The sequence below is a fragment of the Aliidiomarina sp. genome (assembly GCF_022565475.1).
Taxonomy (GTDB): Bacteria; Pseudomonadota; Gammaproteobacteria; order Enterobacterales; family Alteromonadaceae; genus Aliidiomarina.
In genome coordinates this window covers 142,560-158,436 of sequence record NZ_JAIUMR010000005.1, presented here as the reverse complement: position 1 = coordinate 158,436, position 15,877 = coordinate 142,560, and the positions used below count along the sequence as shown (strand labels likewise).

The following is a 15,877-nucleotide window of genomic DNA, read 5'->3' as shown; positions in this document are numbered from 1 at the left end:
CGCACATTAGCTCGTAAAGTAACTTTACCTATCAACTCAAAAATCTATCGAATCAATGAAAAAGCCATTCTTTAACGTCATTTATATTTACCAACTCCAACTGCTGAGCCTCGGGATTTGCATGAAGTGTTGTAACGTTTACTTGCATTTGCTGTAACAGGTAATGCGCTAATGCAGCTCGAGTATTTACACACAGCTCGCCGTCTTCCATCGCGTAATCATGTGCAATAACAGCCCTCTGCTCAGGACTTAATCGTCGATCTGGAACAAAAATAAGCTCAATCTCCTTGTGCCAATTCGAATCGTTTTCTCCTGTCATTTCACTTCTGCCTAACAACTCAACATCTCCACGAAATCTACTCAAGACAAAGTCTCTATATTCTCGATGTTTTTCGCACCAAGCACGCAGGTGCCAGCGAAGTCCGGTATTGAAAAAAGAGTGTGGAGTTATTATCCGACCTTCACGATTAGGATTTTTAAGCGACACATAGTCAACCTCAGCTCGTTGAGAGGCGCGCTTTGCTTTAACAAGTTGACGTATAGTGGGCAGGTTTACTTGTCGCTGTGGAAGTTTCAAACTTGCGGTTGGCGAAGTTTTCTCACATGTGAATTGCGGTATGCACGAGGGGTTTGCCACCCAATTCAGATAATCATCTAAATTGGGTCGCACAATTTGAGGACAAAAAGTTGGAAGTACTCGGTATGCCTTCGTTAGTCCGTCAAGTAGGCAGTTCTTTGGGAATCTCTCACAGTAGATTCGCAAGTCTTGCCAAGCTTGTTGACGACTAATGGCAAACTGGGAAGTTAGCGTTCTGCTTTGTATCTCTGCTTCCCAATACAAAATAAATTCAATAAACGCTAATCTGCTGTGTTGGTCTAACTTGAGCATTCCACCTCCTGTGCGTACTCCTTTACAACAGTTTTATAACACAGTGGTGTGCAGAACAACAATTCCTTTATTACAACGAGCCCCAAACAAAAACTCCCGCAAATGCGGGAGTTTTTCTAACAGCTGACGCCGTGTCAGTAATCGTTTAAAAACAATCACCTGGCACTCGTACCCAGCCTTCCATCAGTACGCGAGCACTGCGGCTCATCAGGGCTTTCTTCACTACCCACTCGCCATCAACGAGTGCAGCTTCAGCGCCAACGCGGAGCGTGCCGGACGGGTGGCCAAAGGTCACTGCCGTACGTTCGCCACCACCGGCAGCTAAGTTCACTAAGGTGCCCGGAATCGCGGCAGCAGTGCCAATAGCAACCGCTGCGGTGCCCATCATGGCATGATGCAGCTTACCCATCGACAGCGCACGTACGTTCAAGTCGATGTCGTTCGCTTCGACAGCCTTTCCGCTCGACGCGCTGTAACTTGCTGGCGGCGCCACAAAAGCAACTTTCGGTGTGTGTTGGCGACTTTCCGCTTCAGCGATGTCGTTAATTAAACCCATTTTCACTGCACCATAGGCGCGAATGGTTTCAAACATCGCCAATGCTTTCGGATCTTCATTAATCGCGCCTTGCAGCTCAGTACCGCTGTAACCGATGTCTGCGGCATTGACAAAAATGGTCGGGATACCTGCGTTAATCAAGGTCGCAGGAAACACCCCAACGCCCGGAACTTCAAGCTCATCAACCACGTTACCGGTCGGGAACATGGCGCCCTCGCCGTCGGCTGGGTCAAGAAACTCAATGGGCACTTCGGCAGCTGGGAAGGTCACACCGTCCAGTTCAAAGTCACCGGTTTCTTGCACTTCACCGTTCGTAATCGGCACATGGGCAATAATGGTTTTCTGAATGTTCACTTGCCAAATGCGGACCACCGCCGTGCCATTTTCTGGAATACGATCGGCTGGTACGAGACCCGCACTCACGGCAAACGAACCGACTGCTGAAGTCAAGTTGCCGCAGTTGCCACTCCAATCAATAAACGGCTTGTCGATTGCGACCTGACCAAACAGGTAATCAACGTCATGATCCGCTTGCTGACTCTTCGACAAAATAACGGTTTTACTCGTACTTGAGGTTGCTCCGCCCATGCCGTCAGTGTGTTTGCCGTATGGGTCTGGCGAGCCAATTACACGCAATAAGATAGCGTCGCGCGCGGCTCCTGGTTGCTGCGCTTCGGCCGGTAAATCATCCAACCGAAAGAACACCCCTTTACTGGTGCCACCACGCATATACGTGGCAGGAATCTTAATCTGTGGTTTAAACATAGTTACTCCAACGCTAAAAAATGGGAGCAGTCGCCTGCTCCCATTGCCTAGTCTTACGTTTTAAGCGTTTGCTAAGAAGTCTTGTGCAAAGCGTTGCAACACACCGCCTGCCTCATAAATTGAGACTTCTTCGCCAGTGTCGAGACGACATTTCACTTGCACTTCAACTCGCTCACCATTGGCACGATGAATAATCAAGGTCATTTCCGCACCCGGCGCAATCTCACCTTCCACATCGTAGGTTTCGGTGCCATCGATGTTTAGGGTTAAGCGTGTGGTACCCGGCAAGAATTCCAATGGCAACACACCCATACCAATCAAGTTGGTGCGGTGAATCCGCTCGAAACCTTCGGCAACAATCGCTTCGACACCGGCTAAGCGCACACCTTTGGCCGCCCAGTCCCGTGACGATCCCTGACCATAGTCAGCGCCAGCAATGATAATCAACGGCTGTTTGCGTTCCATGTAGGTTTCAATCGCTTCCCACATGCGCATCACTTTGCCTTCTGGCTCAACTCGCGCTAACGAACCTTGCACCACTTTGCCGCCCTCGTCCTTCACCATTTCATTAAACAGTTTCGGGTTGGCAAAAGTTGCGCGCTGTGCGGTTAAATGATCACCACGGTGGGTCGCATACGAGTTAAAGTCTTCTTCCGGTACACCCATTTTCGTTAGGTATTCACCAGCCGCACTGTCCGCCATAATCGCATTCGACGGCGACAAATGATCGGTGGTGATATTGTCACCAAGCACAGCCAACGGACGCAGGCCCTTTAAGCTATTCGCACTCGCCAATGCACCTTCCCAATACGGTGGACGACGAATGTAAGTGCTTTGTGGACGCCAGTCGTACAACGGGTTCGTTTTCTCACCCATGTCGACCGAGATATTAAACATCGGGTCGTAGACCTTACGGAACTGCTCTGGCTTCACTGCTTGCTTCACAATCGCGTCGATTTCTTCGTCGCTCGGCCAAATATCCTTCAAGGTTACTGGGTTGCCATTCTGGTCATAGCCCAATGCATCTTTTTCGATGTCAAAACGAATAGTACCGGCAATCGCATAGGCCACCACCAGCGGTGGCGACGCCAAGAACGCTTGTTTGGCATACGGATGAATACGGCCGTCGAAGTTACGGTTACCCGACAATACAGCCGTTGCGTAAAGGTCACGCTCGATTATTTCTTCTTGGATTTTCGGGTCTAAGGCACCGCTCATACCGTTACAGGTGGTACATGCAAAGGCGACGACACCGAAGCCCAATTGCTCAAGTTCTGGCAGTAGCTCCGCATCTTCCAAATACATTTTTACGGTTTTCGAACCCGGTGCTAACGAGGTTTTCACCCATGGCTTGCGGGTTAAACCTAATTTATTGGCGTTACGGGCAATCAAACCAGCGGCAATCATATTGCGTGGGTTCGAGGTATTGGTACAGCTGGTAATCGCCGCAATAATACAAGCACCGTCGGGCATTTTGCCTTCTTCGTTCTCAACTGTACCCGAAATGCCGCGAGCTGCGAGTTCTGACGCAGGCAGCAATGCGTGCGGATTCGAAGGGCCCGCTAAATTACGACGTACTTTGCTGAGATCAAAGGTCAAAACGCGCTCGTACTCGGCCGTTTTCAGGCTGTCTGCCCACAAACCGGTTTCTTTTGCGTAAGCTTCCACTAACGCGACTTGCTTCTCGTCACGACCTGTCAGGGTTAAGTAATCGATGGTTTGCTGGTCAATGTAGAACATTGCGGCAGTGGCACCATACTCTGGCGTCATATTGGAAATTGTCGCGCGATCACCAACGGTCAGTTTGTCTGCGCCTTCACCGTAAAACTCGAGGTAAGCGCCAACCACCCGCTCGCGACGCAAAAATTCGGTCATGGCGAGGACTAAGTCGGTGCTGGTAATGCCTGGCTGCAATTTACCAGTCAGCTCAACACCAATAATGTCCGGTAAACGCATATACGAGGCACGGCCAAGCATTACGCTTTCGGCTTCTAAGCCGCCGACACCAACGGAAATAACACCCAGTGCGTCAACCATTGGCGTGTGACTATCGGTACCCACACAGGTATCTGGGAAAGCGATACCGTCACGAATCTGCACCACCGGCGACATTTTCTCTAAGTTGATTTGGTGCATGATGCCGTTACCCGGCGGAATCACGTCAACGTTTTTAAAGGCCGTTTTTGTCCAGTTAATAAAATGGAAACGGTCATCGTTACGGCGATCTTCAATCGCACGGTTTTTCTCAAATGCGTCTTTTTCAAAACCCGCATGTTCAACAGCCAACGAGTGGTCGACAATTAACTGGGTCGGCACTACAGGGTTTACTTTGGCTGGATCACCGCCTTTAGCAGCAATGGCATCACGCAATCCGGCCAAGTCGACCAATGCGGTTTGACCCAGAATGTCATGGCACACGACGCGTGCAGGGAACCATGGGAAATCTAAGTCGCGCTTGCGCTCGATAATCTGCTGCAAAGACGCGGTTAAGCGGCTTGGTTCGCAGCGGCGAACTAAGTTTTCCGCCAAAATCCGCGAAGTGTACGGGAGTTTTTCATAAGCGCCTGGCTGAATCGCTTCGACCGCTGCGCGGGTATCGAAGTACTCAAGATTCGTGCCAGGAAGCTGTTTGCGATATTCAGTATTCATAATGAACCACTAACTCGTCGTTGAATTGAATGTAGCGAAAAAAGGGAGAAGCGCTCGCTTCTCCCTTGGCTATTTTAGCGCTCGTTAAGTGCAGGCACTGGGCGTGGACCTGGGCCGGTGTAGTCCGCACTCGGGCGGATAATCCGGTTGTTCGCACGCTGCTCTTTCACGTGTGCCGTCCAACCTGTCACGCGCGACATCACGAAAATCGGCGTAAATAATTTGGTTGGAATGCCCATGTAGTGATACGCCGAAGCGTGGAAGAAGTCCGCATTTGGGAAGAGCTTCTTCTCGCGCCACATCACTTCTTCACAGCGCACAGACACGTCGTACAAACGGCTGTCACCAAACTCTTTCGAGAGTTTTTCAGACCACTCTTTAATAATGTCGTTACGCGGATCGAATTCACTGTAAATGGCGTGTCCGAAGCCCATGATTTTCTCTTTGCGCTCAAGCATGCCCATCAGAGTTTGCTCCGCGTCGTCCGCGTCTTTCATGTTCTCAATCAATTCCATCGCGGCTTCGTTAGCACCGCCGTGCAATGGCCCACGTAGTGAACCAATCGCGCCGGTCACACACGAAAAGATATCCGACAAGGTCGACGCACAAACGCGCGCCGTAAAGGTCGACGCATTGAACTCATGCTCTGCGTATAGAATCAACGAGGTATTCATCACTGCTGTATGCAGCTCGTTGGGCGCTTTGTCATGCAACAAATGCAGGAAGTGTGCACCAATTGAATCGTCGTCCGTTTGCGTTTCAATGCGCACGCCGTCGTGACTGAAACGGTACCAATACAACAAGATGCTTGGGAATGCTGCTAACAAACGCTCGATTTTCGCATCAGCTTGGCTAAAGTCTTCTTCTGGCTCAATGTTGCCAAGGAATGAACAACCGGTACGCATGACGTCCATCGGGTGTGCGTCAGCAGGAATACGCTCAAGCACGTCTTTCAATGCTTGTGGCAAGCCACGTTGTTGCTTCAAGCGTGCTTTGTAGTCAGCAAGTTGCGCTGCGTTCGGTAACTCACCTTTCGCCAACAAATAAGCCACTTCTTCAAAACTAACTTTGTCGGCTAGCTCTTTAATGTCGTAGCCATAATACGTAAGACCAGAGCCGCTTTTACCAACGGTACATAACGCTGTTTCGCCAGCCACTTGTCCGCGCAAACCTGCGCCACCTAATTTTTTCTCAGACATAATTCGTTCCTCTTATTTTTTCGAAAACAGGGCGTCTAATTTTTCTTCAAACGAGTGATAGTTTAAAAAGTCATACAGCTCGGCGCGGGTTTGCATGGTTTCGACCACGTCTTTCTGATCGCCCTTCGCCAAAATATTTTCATACACATTCAATGCCGCTTTGTTCATGGCACGGAAAGCACTCAATGGATACAACACCATTTCGACGCCGACGCCAGCGAGCTCATCTTTGTTGAATAGTGGCGTAGCACCAAACTCAGTAATATTCGCTAGTACCGGTACATTCAGTGCGTTGGTAAACGCTTGATACTGTTCTAAGGTATGTACCGCTTCGGCAAAAATTGCATCGGCACCGGCTTCAACACAGGCTTGAGCACGCTCAATGGCGGCTTCTAAACCTTCTTGTTGCAGAGCGTCGGTGCGCGCCATAATTAAAAACTGATCGTCAATACGGGCATCCACCGCGGCTTTTACCCGGTCAACCATTTCACCTTGTGACACAATTTCTTTATTTGGGCGGTGACCACAGCGTTTTTGCGCAACTTGGTCTTCAATGTGAAAACCAGCTGCTCCAGCGCGGGTCATTTCTTTCACGGTCCGGGCAATGTTAAATGCACCACCCCAACCGGTATCCGCGTCCACTAATAAAGGCACGTCAGTTGCAGCAGTAATTCGGCGAATGTCTTCGCAGACGTCATTCAGAGAAGTCATGCCCAAGTCAGGTAAACCAAATGAGGCATTCGCCACACCAGCACCCGACAAATAGAGCGCTTTGTGGCCAACGCGCTCGGCCATCATCGCTGTGTACGCATTAATGGTACCGACGATTTGTAATGGCTTTTCTGACTGAATCGCTTGGCGTAATTTGGCGCCAGCACTGTGCATTTGTGTCATGTTATTTCCCCATCTGTTGCAATTGTATTTCAATATGGTGACGCGACGCGGACACATGCCGGCGCATCAATAAGTCAGCAAGTTCACCATCACGATTCGCTATCGCTTGGATAATTGCCTTGTGTTCGTCAAACGCCCGCGACACCCGCGGTCCGTTCATGCCTAGCTGTACGCGATACATGCGCATCAAGTAGTACAGCTCATCGCAAAGAATATTGATCAAATACTGATTTTTGCTGCCAAAAATAATCCGGTAATGAAAGTCTAAGTCGCCCGCTTCTTGGTAATAGCTCTCGCCTTCCCGCACCCGTTGCTCTTGCAGATGCTGATCGAGTAAGCGGCGCATGTCGGCAATCTCTTCGTCGGCCATGTGCTCCGCCGCAAGGCGACAGGCCAAGCCTTCAAGCTCCTCACGAATTTCATAGAGCGAACGCAGCCCAGCTGTCGACAGGGTCACCACGCGCGCCCCAGCATTTGGCGTGCGCTCAATTAAATGACATCGCTCGAGTCGCGCCAATGCTTCACGCAGTGGCGCTCGGCTCACCGCAAAACGGCGCGCAAGCTCAGGCTCACTGATCTTACTGCCAGCCGGAATTTCACCCGCTACGATAGCTTGTTGAATTTCCGCTAAAACGCGATCAGAAGCGGTAATGGGTGAACGCCAAACGGGGCTTTGAATCATAAAATTGTCGACAGCAAAAATGGAAAAACAATTTTAGATGGGATTTTAGACAACTTCAAGGCGTTCTTAAATTATAATTGTCGACAATCTGCTAAGTTGTTGAAACTTTGACATTGAACAAATTGGGATCAAAAAACCCAGCCACGAAGGACTGGGTTTTTACTGTTCAGTACTCGGTTATAAAACCGCGACTTACAGTTTATCGCTGTTCTTTGACAGGTAGTCAGCAACGCCTTTCGCGTCTGCTTTCATACCTTCTTGACCAGCAGTCCAACCTGCAGGACAAACTTCGCCGTGCTCTTGGTGGAACGCTAACGCGTCAACCATGCGCAGCATTTCATCAACGTTACGACCAAGTGGCAGGTCGTTGACAACTTGGTGACGCACTAAACCGTCTTCGTCAATTAAGAAAGAACCACGGAAAGCTACGCCCGCTTCAGGGTGCTCGACGTCGTATGCTTTACAGATTTCGTGCTTCACGTCAGCCACAAGTGGGTATTTCACTTCGCCAATACCGCCTTTGTCCACTGGCATTGCACGCCAAGCGTGGTGTGAGAACTGAGAATCAATAGAAACACCGATCACTTTTACACCACGGCTTTCGAATTCAGCTAAACGCTTGTCGAATGCGATCAATTCTGACGGGCAAACAAAGGTAAAGTCTAATGGATAGAAAAACAGAACCGCTTTTTTACCTTTAATTTCTTCGCTCAGGGTAAAATTTTCAACAATCTCACCATTACCCAATACTGCGGCAGCAGTAAAATCAGGGGCTTGACGACCTACTAGTACAGCCATTGTTCTCTCCGATTAATAGTTAATATTAAAACAAGCCAGCTAGGAAGTTTCCCCGCCTAGCTGGCTTTAATTGTTTTGTTCAAGACTATGATGGGGATGAAAAAAAACTTTTCAACCCTCAAGCAGATTAATCGCTTTCTTTTTCATCAACTTCCGGTGAAGCTTCAGCAATGATCGGTTGTAATTCGCCTTGCTGGAACATTTCGAGAATGATGTCACAACCGCCGATCAATTCGCCGTTCACCCAAAGCTGCGGGAACGTTGGCCAGTTGGCAATTTTTGGCAACTCAGCACGAATGTCTGGGTTTTGCAGAATGTCGACATAGGCAAACGGTTTACCACACGCCATAAGCGCTTGTGATGCTTGCGCTGAGAAACCGCAGCTTGGTAGTTTAGGAGAGCCTTTCATGTACAACAACACTGGATTTTCAGCGATTTGCTGACGGATCCTAGTTTCTGTATCTAAAGTTTGTTCAGTTTGGTTCTCTTGCATGAAAAACTCCTCGACGCAAAGGTCAATCAACTCATTAACAAAACGCTATTGTATCACAGCTAGAAAATCGGGTTGAAGCCCAAACCGAAATTCCCGAGTAATTCTCTCAACTTCTACCCCTTGAAATCCAAATGGACTACCTCCATGTATATAGGACACAGCGGTGAAAGCATTTCATTTCCACTGAAGTCCGCTATAATGAATCGATCTTTGACATTAGCGTCCATCTTAATTTCTTTTGCTAGTGTCACCACATGACAACCAATGGAGAAGCACATTATGGCTTTTGAATTACCTGCACTGCCTTATGAGAAAAATGCACTTGAGCCACACATTTCTGCTGAAACGCTTGAGTATCATTATGGCAAGCATCACCAAACGTATGTCGACAAGCTTAACGGTTTGGTTGAAGGTTCTGAGTTCGCGGGTAAATCGCTTGAAGAGATCGTGAAAACTTCAAGTGGCGGTGTGTTCAACAACGCAGCACAAGTTTGGAACCACACATTCTACTGGCATTGCTTAAGCCCAAATGGTGGCGGTGAGCCAACGGGCGCTTTAGCTGACGCGATCAACGCCAAGTGGGGTTCTTTCGACAAGTTTAAAGAAGCCTTCACCACCAGCGCTATTAACAACTTTGGCTCTAGCTGGACTTGGTTAGTGAAGAAGTCTGACGGTAGCCTCGACATCGTCAACACCAGCAATGCTGCAACCCCGCTTACCGATGACAGCTTGACGCCAGTATTGACCGTTGACCTGTGGGAACACGCGTATTACATCGACTATCGCAACGCGCGTCCAAAATACATGGACGGCTTCTGGGCGTTAGTGAACTGGGAATTCGCCAGCAAAAACTTCGGTTAATTCGCTGTTTTAGACCTCCCAAACAAAAGGCACTGTCATCGACAGTGCCTTTTTTGTTGGTGAGCTCTCACCTGCGTTTATTCTTTGTTGCGATACTTCTCAAACCAATAAATCACATACGCCGGTTTTGCCATGTGGTTACTAGGCCGTGTATGCAGCGCATGCGACGCACCCGGTACCCGCACCATAGCGGTGTCGACACCACGCAACTGCAGCGCCTGATAATACTGCTCGGTTTCCGAAATCGGTGTCCGATGGTCGGCCTCACCCGTGAACAATAAGGTTGGCGTGTTAACATTACCCACGTACGAAATTGGCGAGTGCTTCAAGTAATGCTCAGGGTTTTCCCACGGCAAGTCTGGGAACCAATACTGACTGAAGTAGTTATACATGTCGGCATTGAGCACAAAACTATACCAATTAATCACTGGGTTAATCGCCGCGGCTGCGCGGAACCGATCCGTATGGCCAATCGACCAAGTGGTGAGCACCCCGCCACCACTGCCACCGGTAATAAATGACTCGTCTTCGTTAATAAAACCCTTGGCAATCACTGCATCGACGCCATCCATCAGGTCGTCGTAATCATGACTTGGGTAGTTGTGATGAATCAAGTTGGCAAAGTCTTCACCATAACTGGTCGACCCGCGTGGGTTGGTATACAGCACCACATAACCCTGCGCTGCCATCAGTTGTAGCTCCATGGCAAAGTAAGGGCCATAGGCTGTGTGTGGTCCGCCATGAATTTCGAGAATTAATGGATATTTCTGACTTGGATCGAAGTTCGGTGGATAAATAATCCAACCGTGAATGTCGCGATTGTCCACGGACGACGCATACCAGATTTCTTCCACCTTGCCCGGTGTACGCTTGCGCAGCAAGTCTCGGTTTAGATGCGTGAGCTGCTGTGATTCACCATTTAATGTGACTGTCGCTAATTCGGCCGGTCGTTGCGTGCTAGCTTGGGTGTACACCACGCGCTCGTTATCCAACACGGCAAACTGGCCGCCTGAATACGGACGACTGTAGGCTAAGCCACCGAAATCAGCAGTCAATTCTCGACGGTCGCCTTGCAGTGGCTGATACGCAATTTTACCCTCGCCACGGTCGTCATAACTAATAAACAAACCGTTACCATTCGGTGCCCATTCAAAGTGACTGATGTGCTGATCAAGGTTCGCCGTTAGAGCGCGTACGCCAGATCCGTCGCGGCGCATCACATACAAGCCGTGATTCTGATGCGCAAGTTTACGATCATCAACGCCGGTAAAGGCTATCCATTCACCGTTTGGCGATAAGCGTGGATTGTTGTCAGGGCCATAGCGATCGGTCAATTGCGTAACCGTTTGTGACTCGAGGTCGAGCCGATAGATTTCCGTATTCAGTGGCTGTTTATGCTCGTCTTCACGGCGATTGGCGGAAAAATACAGGGCACTGCCGTCTGGAGCCCAAGACAGTGGCCCACTATGATTATAAGCGCCTTTGGTGAGCTGAATCGGCGTACCACCGTCAGCTGGCATCAAGTAAATATGACGGTAACCGGCTGGTAAATAACCGGCACCGTCTGCGCGATATTGGCGGCTGTCGATATAAATCGGCGCGTCTGCCCAACTTGCACCTGGTGGTTTGCCTGGCAAGCTCACTGGTGCTGAACGCTGTTCTGGCGTAAACATGATAAAGGCCAACCACTCACCGTCGGGAGACCAGCTCACATTGCTTGGACTGCTCGGTAGCTGGCTCAACTGCCCACTGCGACCAGAGTCGGCCCAATACATGTGCAATTGGCCATCGGCATTGTAGGCAAGGCGCGAACCGTCCGGTGACCATACCGGTTGGCTGGCGTTCTGTTCGAGTGGAGTCAAAGGCTGTAGCTGACTCCCGTCGTGCTGCATTTGCCATAGGCGCGTGCGACGGCGGTCAGTTTGTCGGTCCATCCAGTTGCGAACAAAAACAATTTGTTCCGACTGTGGGCGCGGTGCCGGCTCTGCCGCAAATTCCAGTAGGAAGACATCATCATATTGCAATGCGGACGGTGTGCTGGTTTCAGCCCATGCAGCCGCGCTCAAGGCAGTTGCTGCAAAGGTCAGCGAATAAAGACAGGATTTTTTTAGGGTTAGCATCGTGCGTCTCTTGTTGTTGACTGTGGCAGTCGAGTCGCACGATGTATTTCGGGTTCGTGCTAGTCGACCAAGTTCTCAGGAATCGAATCGCGAAGATCTTTCCAAATCGCGGCTGAATCATAGCCATACTGACGCACTAAGCCTAACGCGCCGTTATAGTCTTTTGCTTCAACCAGTTTCAAAAGTGCTGCATAGTAATTGCGCGCCAATTCACGGCCTTTCCCTTCCGAGAAATAAAACTGACCAATGCGCGCGTAGAGTCCTTTAAAACCATTTAATACCAGTACATAAATCGGATTGCCAGAGGCAAGTGCCAATTCATGGTTGAGTTGATAGTCAAAATCGGCAAACGCCTTGGGACTGTCTTCGAGTGTCTGCGCGGCACGCAAGACTTCTGCTGCGCGCTCCGAGTTTTGACGAATCGCTTGGCGAATGTAGATCGCACTAATATTAGTCCGCGCTGACAATAAGTGGTCGACCAAATCTGGCATACCTTCTTCGTCAAGGCGTGCTAACGTCTCGAGAATGTTTAAGCCTGAGGTTTCCCAAAAATTATTCACTCGTGTTGGTTTGCCATGTTGAATGGTCAACCAACCATCACGAGCGAGGCGCTGCAATACTTCACGCAAGGTGGTGCGCGTAACGCCAATGAGTTCAGACAACTCACGTTCAGCCGGCAGGATCGAGCCTGGCGCAAAGTCACCTTTCCAGATTGACTTTACGATAAATTCCTCTGCAAACCCTGCAGGACTTTTTGCTTTAATAAACATAAGTGCCTTTCTTTGCTACAAATTTCAGAATACATTAGGGCCAAAGTGGGATTGTAACTTGCCAGTAATGGTCGGACAAGTTTTATGATAGCATGATTCAGCGAATATCCGCTGAGTTAATTAACGAAGATAACAGATATGAATTCAAGCTCGAGATCTTTCTTCAGTAACATCGGCCAATGGCCGCAACAACGCTGGCCTTGGGTGCTTCTTGCCAGTGCCGCGACAAGCTTTATCATCATTGCGCTGTGGATGCAGCATGTCAACGATCAGGGGCCTTGCGAACAATGTATTTATCAGCGCACTGCGATGCTGGGCATTGCTCTTTTTGCATGGTTCGGTGTACTCGCACCCCAGCGCCTCGGCATTCGTCTGATTGCCTTTGCCGGTTGGTTATGGACGTCTTGGGCAGGTTTAGCTGCCGCGAATTACCATTTATGGTTTCAACGCGAAGCCAATCCACTGTTTACCAGTTGTTCAGCGATCCCGAATTTTCCGAGTTGGGCACCGCTGCACGAATGGCTTCCGAACGTGTTTGCGATTACCGGTATGTGCGGTGACGATGGTTGGCGGTTGATGGGCTTGAATATGCCGGAGTGGATGCAAATTATTTTTGCGACTTTCTTTGGCCTTGGCGTTTTCATGTTAGCGATCCGACTGATCACGACACGCCGTATTTAGTCCTACTAGTCGGTATCGTGCAATGGCCAGTGCACGATATCGCCCTCTTCCGCGTGTTTCACACGTTCTGAAAATATCTGATGAGTCGCCACTGACATTCCAGCGGCGATCATCGCCGCACGTGAGCCGTTATGTAAAAGTGGGTGCCAACTCGGCAGCCCTCGCCCTTCATGTAATCGCCGGTAGGCACAACTGGGCGGCATGAAATGAATCTGCGGCAGATCGGCGGCAGTGAGCTGCACGCAATCCGGCACAAACTGGTGGCGATTGGCATAATCACTGCAACGGCCGGTCTGACAGTCCAGCAGCTGGCAGGCGACATTGGTGTAATGCAAGTCTTCACCAAGCTGCATCGGTGCATCGGCGGCTAAGTCATCCCGTTCATCGAGTAATTTATGTAAGCAGCACTTACCACAACCGTCACACAGTGATTCCCACTCAGCGTCGCTCATTTCTGCTAACGATTTGACTTGCCAAAATGCCGTCACGATTACCTTCCAACCACAGCCACTTGCCATTCATAGGATCCCGTTGGCGTTGGCAGCGTTAGGGTGAGCTCATCGCCAACGTGCAAGGCACTGACGCCGGCGGGTGTACCGGTAAAAATCACATCGCCCGGCTGTAAACTGAAGGTCGATGCAATTTCAACGATCAAGTCAACGATGGTAAAAAGCATGTCCTGCACACGACCTTGTTGTTGCAACTGACCATTCCGATGCAAACTGAAGGTCAATTGCTCAAGCTCACCGCCGAGATCGGACAATGGAATGAATTCAGTCAATGGCGCACTGCCGGTAAAGGCTTTCGCACGCTCCCATGGATGACCGTCTTTCTTCAGCTGCTCTTGCACGTCGCGCAGAGTTAAATCTAAACCTAACCCAATGCCAGCAATGGCTTGTCGAGCTTGCTCAGCGGTACATTGTGTCAATTCAGTGCCAATCATCACCGTTAACTCAAGCTCATGATGACAAGCACCTAATTCAGTCGGCATAAACACCGGATTGTTTTGACCAAGTGCAAGTGGCTGAACCGCACTCGCGGGCTTGATGAATAAGAGCGGAGATTCAGGAATTGCATTGCCTAATTCAGCAGCGTGAGCACCATAGTTACGGCCCACGCACACCAACTTGCTAATCGTTGCCGGAACGAGCATGGTTTAGCGACCCATTTGAATGCGGTCGGCTAAGGTACCTACGGCAGCAACAAAGTAGTTCGAACGGTTCCAACGCATGAGCACATCCCAGTTGTGGTAAGCAAGGTACGCTCGACCTTCAACGCCATCAGGAATGATCACCGACGCATTGATGTCACGCGTTGGCAAAGCGCTGCCGTCGTAGCGACGAATGCCAATGTCTTGCCATTCCGCTAACGACTTTTTCGTATTCAAACCGGTCAAGTCGGTGTCAAAGTCAGCCGGGAGCCGAACCTGACGCCCCCAAGTTTTGCTATCGTCCCAACCCACATTGGCAAGATAGTTCGCTGCGGAGGCGAAGACGTCGGGAAAGCTGTTCCAAATATCAATTTTGCCGTCGCCGTCACCGTCGACCGCATACGACAAGAAGGAGCTCGGCATAAACTGAGTCTGCCCCATTGCGCCAGCCCATGAGCCGCGCATTTGTTCCGGCTCAATATGACCTGCGTCGATGATTTCTAATGCCTGCATCAGTTGACGCTTAAAGAATTCTTCGCGGCGGCCTTCATAAGCCAAGGTTGCTAATGCTGAAACCACTTTGAAGTTACCGGTATAACCACCGTAATTGGTCTCGATTCCCCACAGCGCAACAATGAAACGCGGTTGCACGCCATATTCGGCACCAATCCGCTCCAGTAACTCGCGATGTTCGTTGTACTTGCGGATGCCCTGTTGCACTTTCCAGTCGGGGACCGCGCGCGGCAAATAGGTGTCTAGCGTGATGGTGAATTCAGGCTGATTACGATCTGCACTGACCGCACGTTGATAAAACTCCACATCGGTAAAGGCACGCTCAATCGCCTCGGTAGAAATACCATGTTCCTTTGCTTCCACTTTCAACTGCTCGATATACGCTGGGTATCCAGCCGTATCAACCTCGTTGGCTTGGGCAAATTTAGCGGCAAAAATGAGTAGCGTGAATAAGACCAACAGCAAACTATGGCGAATCACATGACCCAATTGAGTAAAAACCGACTTCATAAACGTTCCCCTTGCAGCAAATAGTGTGATGGCTTGCCTGTTCTTGTTGATCGCGTTGTCTATGACTCGCGACCGTTTTTTAATGTATCCAGCAGATTCTCAACCGGCAGCGGTAATTGCAAATAGTACCCGGGGTCTTCAAGGTGTTCCAGCAACTTTACACCGCTGATTCGGGCAAACTGACGACTTGGCTTAATTGCCATCCGTGTTACTTCGATTTCTGGTATGAAAAGCTGTTGCAGCTCAAGTGGTAAATCACCAACATGGGCTTCCAGAGGTAAATATAAATAGGTGTCCGCCTTGCGCGGCGATTTCAAAATGCGACAAAACACAGTCGACATGTCTTT

At 49.8% G+C, this 15,877-nt stretch carries 16 protein-coding genes; 2 read left to right on the top strand and 14 right to left on the bottom strand.

The window, feature by feature from the left end; genetic code table 11:
* Positions 1-52: 52 nt before the first annotated feature.
* From LAT77_RS06385 to grxD, 8 genes are all read right to left on the bottom strand, one after another.
* Entirely contained in the window at positions 53-889 is an 837-nt protein-coding gene (locus LAT77_RS06385; RefSeq protein WP_290563728.1) for a WYL domain-containing protein, read from the bottom strand.
* Positions 890-1,034: 145 nt separating this feature from the next.
* Positions 1,035-2,210, bottom strand: a complete 1,176-nt coding sequence (gene prpF / locus LAT77_RS06380; RefSeq protein WP_290563727.1) for a 2-methylaconitate cis-trans isomerase PrpF — start codon at positions 2,208-2,210, stop codon at positions 1,035-1,037.
* Between the two features lie 60 nt (positions 2,211-2,270).
* On the bottom strand, positions 2,271-4,859 hold the full coding sequence (gene acnD, locus LAT77_RS06375) for a Fe/S-dependent 2-methylisocitrate dehydratase AcnD (RefSeq protein ID WP_290563726.1): 2,589 nt from the start codon (positions 4,857-4,859) through the stop codon (positions 2,271-2,273).
* 74 nt (positions 4,860-4,933) lie between these two features.
* Positions 4,934-6,058, bottom strand: coding sequence for a 2-methylcitrate synthase (gene prpC, locus LAT77_RS06370; RefSeq protein ID WP_290563725.1), 1,125 nt, complete (start codon positions 6,056-6,058; stop codon positions 4,934-4,936).
* Positions 6,059-6,070: 12 nt separating this feature from the next.
* Positions 6,071-6,952 carry a methylisocitrate lyase gene (gene prpB / locus LAT77_RS06365; protein ID WP_290563724.1) on the bottom strand — a complete coding sequence of 294 codons (882 nt, stop codon included), beginning with the start codon at positions 6,950-6,952 and terminating at the stop codon, positions 6,071-6,073.
* Between the two features lies 1 nt (position 6,953).
* Positions 6,954-7,634, bottom strand: a complete 681-nt coding sequence (locus tag LAT77_RS06360; protein ID WP_290563723.1) for a GntR family transcriptional regulator — start codon at positions 7,632-7,634, stop codon at positions 6,954-6,956.
* Positions 7,635-7,826: 192 nt separating this feature from the next.
* Entirely contained in the window at positions 7,827-8,432 is a 606-nt protein-coding gene (locus tag LAT77_RS06355; protein ID WP_290563722.1) for a peroxiredoxin, read from the bottom strand.
* Between the two features lie 127 nt (positions 8,433-8,559).
* Positions 8,560-8,925: a Grx4 family monothiol glutaredoxin gene (grxD, locus tag LAT77_RS06350; RefSeq protein WP_290563721.1), complete on the bottom strand. Its 366-nt coding sequence runs from the start codon at positions 8,923-8,925 to the stop codon at positions 8,560-8,562.
* A 279-nt stretch (positions 8,926-9,204) separates the two neighbouring features.
* Here grxD and sodB point away from each other — a divergent pair, with 279 nt between their 5' ends.
* On the top strand, positions 9,205-9,786 hold the full coding sequence (gene sodB, locus LAT77_RS06345; protein ID WP_290563720.1) for a superoxide dismutase [Fe]: 582 nt from the start codon (positions 9,205-9,207) through the stop codon (positions 9,784-9,786).
* 77 nt (positions 9,787-9,863) lie between these two features.
* On the opposite strand, the gene LAT77_RS06340 is transcribed toward sodB, so the two are convergent.
* Positions 9,864-11,906 carry a S9 family peptidase gene (locus LAT77_RS06340; RefSeq protein WP_290563719.1) on the bottom strand — a complete coding sequence of 681 codons (2,043 nt, stop codon included), beginning with the start codon at positions 11,904-11,906 and terminating at the stop codon, positions 9,864-9,866.
* Positions 11,907-11,965: 59 nt separating this feature from the next.
* Positions 11,966-12,676 carry a fatty acid metabolism transcriptional regulator FadR gene (fadR, locus tag LAT77_RS06335; RefSeq protein WP_290563718.1) on the bottom strand — a complete coding sequence of 237 codons (711 nt, stop codon included), beginning with the start codon at positions 12,674-12,676 and terminating at the stop codon, positions 11,966-11,968.
* A gap of 138 nt (positions 12,677-12,814) precedes the next feature.
* On the opposite strand from fadR, the gene LAT77_RS06330 reads away from it, so the two are divergent.
* Positions 12,815-13,357: a disulfide bond formation protein B gene (locus LAT77_RS06330; RefSeq protein WP_290563717.1), complete on the top strand. Its 543-nt coding sequence runs from the start codon at positions 12,815-12,817 to the stop codon at positions 13,355-13,357.
* A gap of 5 nt (positions 13,358-13,362) precedes the next feature.
* On the opposite strand, the gene LAT77_RS06325 is transcribed toward LAT77_RS06330, so the two are convergent.
* The 4 genes from LAT77_RS06325 to LAT77_RS06310 are packed head-to-tail and all read right to left on the bottom strand — an operon-like array spanning position 13,363 to position 15,871.
* Positions 13,363-13,845 (bottom strand): YcgN family cysteine cluster protein, encoded by a 483-nt coding sequence (locus tag LAT77_RS06325; protein WP_290563716.1) that lies wholly within the window; start codon positions 13,843-13,845, stop codon positions 13,363-13,365.
* Positions 13,846-13,847: 2 nt separating this feature from the next.
* Positions 13,848-14,510 carry a fumarylacetoacetate hydrolase family protein gene (locus tag LAT77_RS06320; protein WP_290563715.1) on the bottom strand — a complete coding sequence of 221 codons (663 nt, stop codon included), beginning with the start codon at positions 14,508-14,510 and terminating at the stop codon, positions 13,848-13,850.
* Positions 14,511-14,513: 3 nt separating this feature from the next.
* Positions 14,514-15,530 carry a lytic transglycosylase domain-containing protein gene (locus LAT77_RS06315; protein ID WP_290563714.1) on the bottom strand — a complete coding sequence of 339 codons (1,017 nt, stop codon included), beginning with the start codon at positions 15,528-15,530 and terminating at the stop codon, positions 14,514-14,516.
* A 59-nt stretch (positions 15,531-15,589) separates the two neighbouring features.
* Positions 15,590-15,871, bottom strand: a complete 282-nt coding sequence (locus LAT77_RS06310) for a YcgL domain-containing protein (protein WP_290563713.1) — start codon at positions 15,869-15,871, stop codon at positions 15,590-15,592.
* Between the last annotated feature and the right edge of the window lie 6 nt (positions 15,872-15,877).

Coding starts and splice junctions, on each gene's coding strand:
- LAT77_RS06385 (WP_290563728.1), bottom strand. CDS start 889: ATGCTCAAGTTAGACCAACACAGCAGATTAGCGTTTATTGAATTTATT.
- prpF (WP_290563727.1), bottom strand. CDS start 2,210: ATGTTTAAACCACAGATTAAGATTCCTGCCACGTATATGCGTGGTGGC.
- acnD (WP_290563726.1), bottom strand. CDS start 4,859: ATGAATACTGAATATCGCAAACAGCTTCCTGGCACGAATCTTGAGTAC.
- prpC (WP_290563725.1), bottom strand. CDS start 6,058: ATGTCTGAGAAAAAATTAGGTGGCGCAGGTTTGCGCGGACAAGTGGCT.
- prpB (WP_290563724.1), bottom strand. CDS start 6,952: ATGACACAAATGCACAGTGCTGGCGCCAAATTACGCCAAGCGATTCAG.
- LAT77_RS06360 (WP_290563723.1), bottom strand. CDS start 7,634: ATGATTCAAAGCCCCGTTTGGCGTTCACCCATTACCGCTTCTGATCGC.
- LAT77_RS06355 (WP_290563722.1), bottom strand. CDS start 8,432: ATGGCTGTACTAGTAGGTCGTCAAGCCCCTGATTTTACTGCTGCCGCA.
- grxD (WP_290563721.1), bottom strand. CDS start 8,925: ATGCAAGAGAACCAAACTGAACAAACTTTAGATACAGAAACTAGGATC.
- sodB (WP_290563720.1), top strand. CDS start 9,205: ATGGCTTTTGAATTACCTGCACTGCCTTATGAGAAAAATGCACTTGAG.
- LAT77_RS06340 (WP_290563719.1), bottom strand. CDS start 11,906: ATGCTAACCCTAAAAAAATCCTGTCTTTATTCGCTGACCTTTGCAGCA.
- fadR (WP_290563718.1), bottom strand. CDS start 12,676: ATGTTTATTAAAGCAAAAAGTCCTGCAGGGTTTGCAGAGGAATTTATC.
- LAT77_RS06330 (WP_290563717.1), top strand. CDS start 12,815: ATGAATTCAAGCTCGAGATCTTTCTTCAGTAACATCGGCCAATGGCCG.
- LAT77_RS06320 (WP_290563715.1), bottom strand. CDS start 14,510: ATGCTCGTTCCGGCAACGATTAGCAAGTTGGTGTGCGTGGGCCGTAAC.
- LAT77_RS06315 (WP_290563714.1), bottom strand. CDS start 15,530: ATGAAGTCGGTTTTTACTCAATTGGGTCATGTGATTCGCCATAGTTTG.
- LAT77_RS06310 (WP_290563713.1), bottom strand. CDS start 15,871: ATGTCGACTGTGTTTTGTCGCATTTTGAAATCGCCGCGCAAGGCGGAC.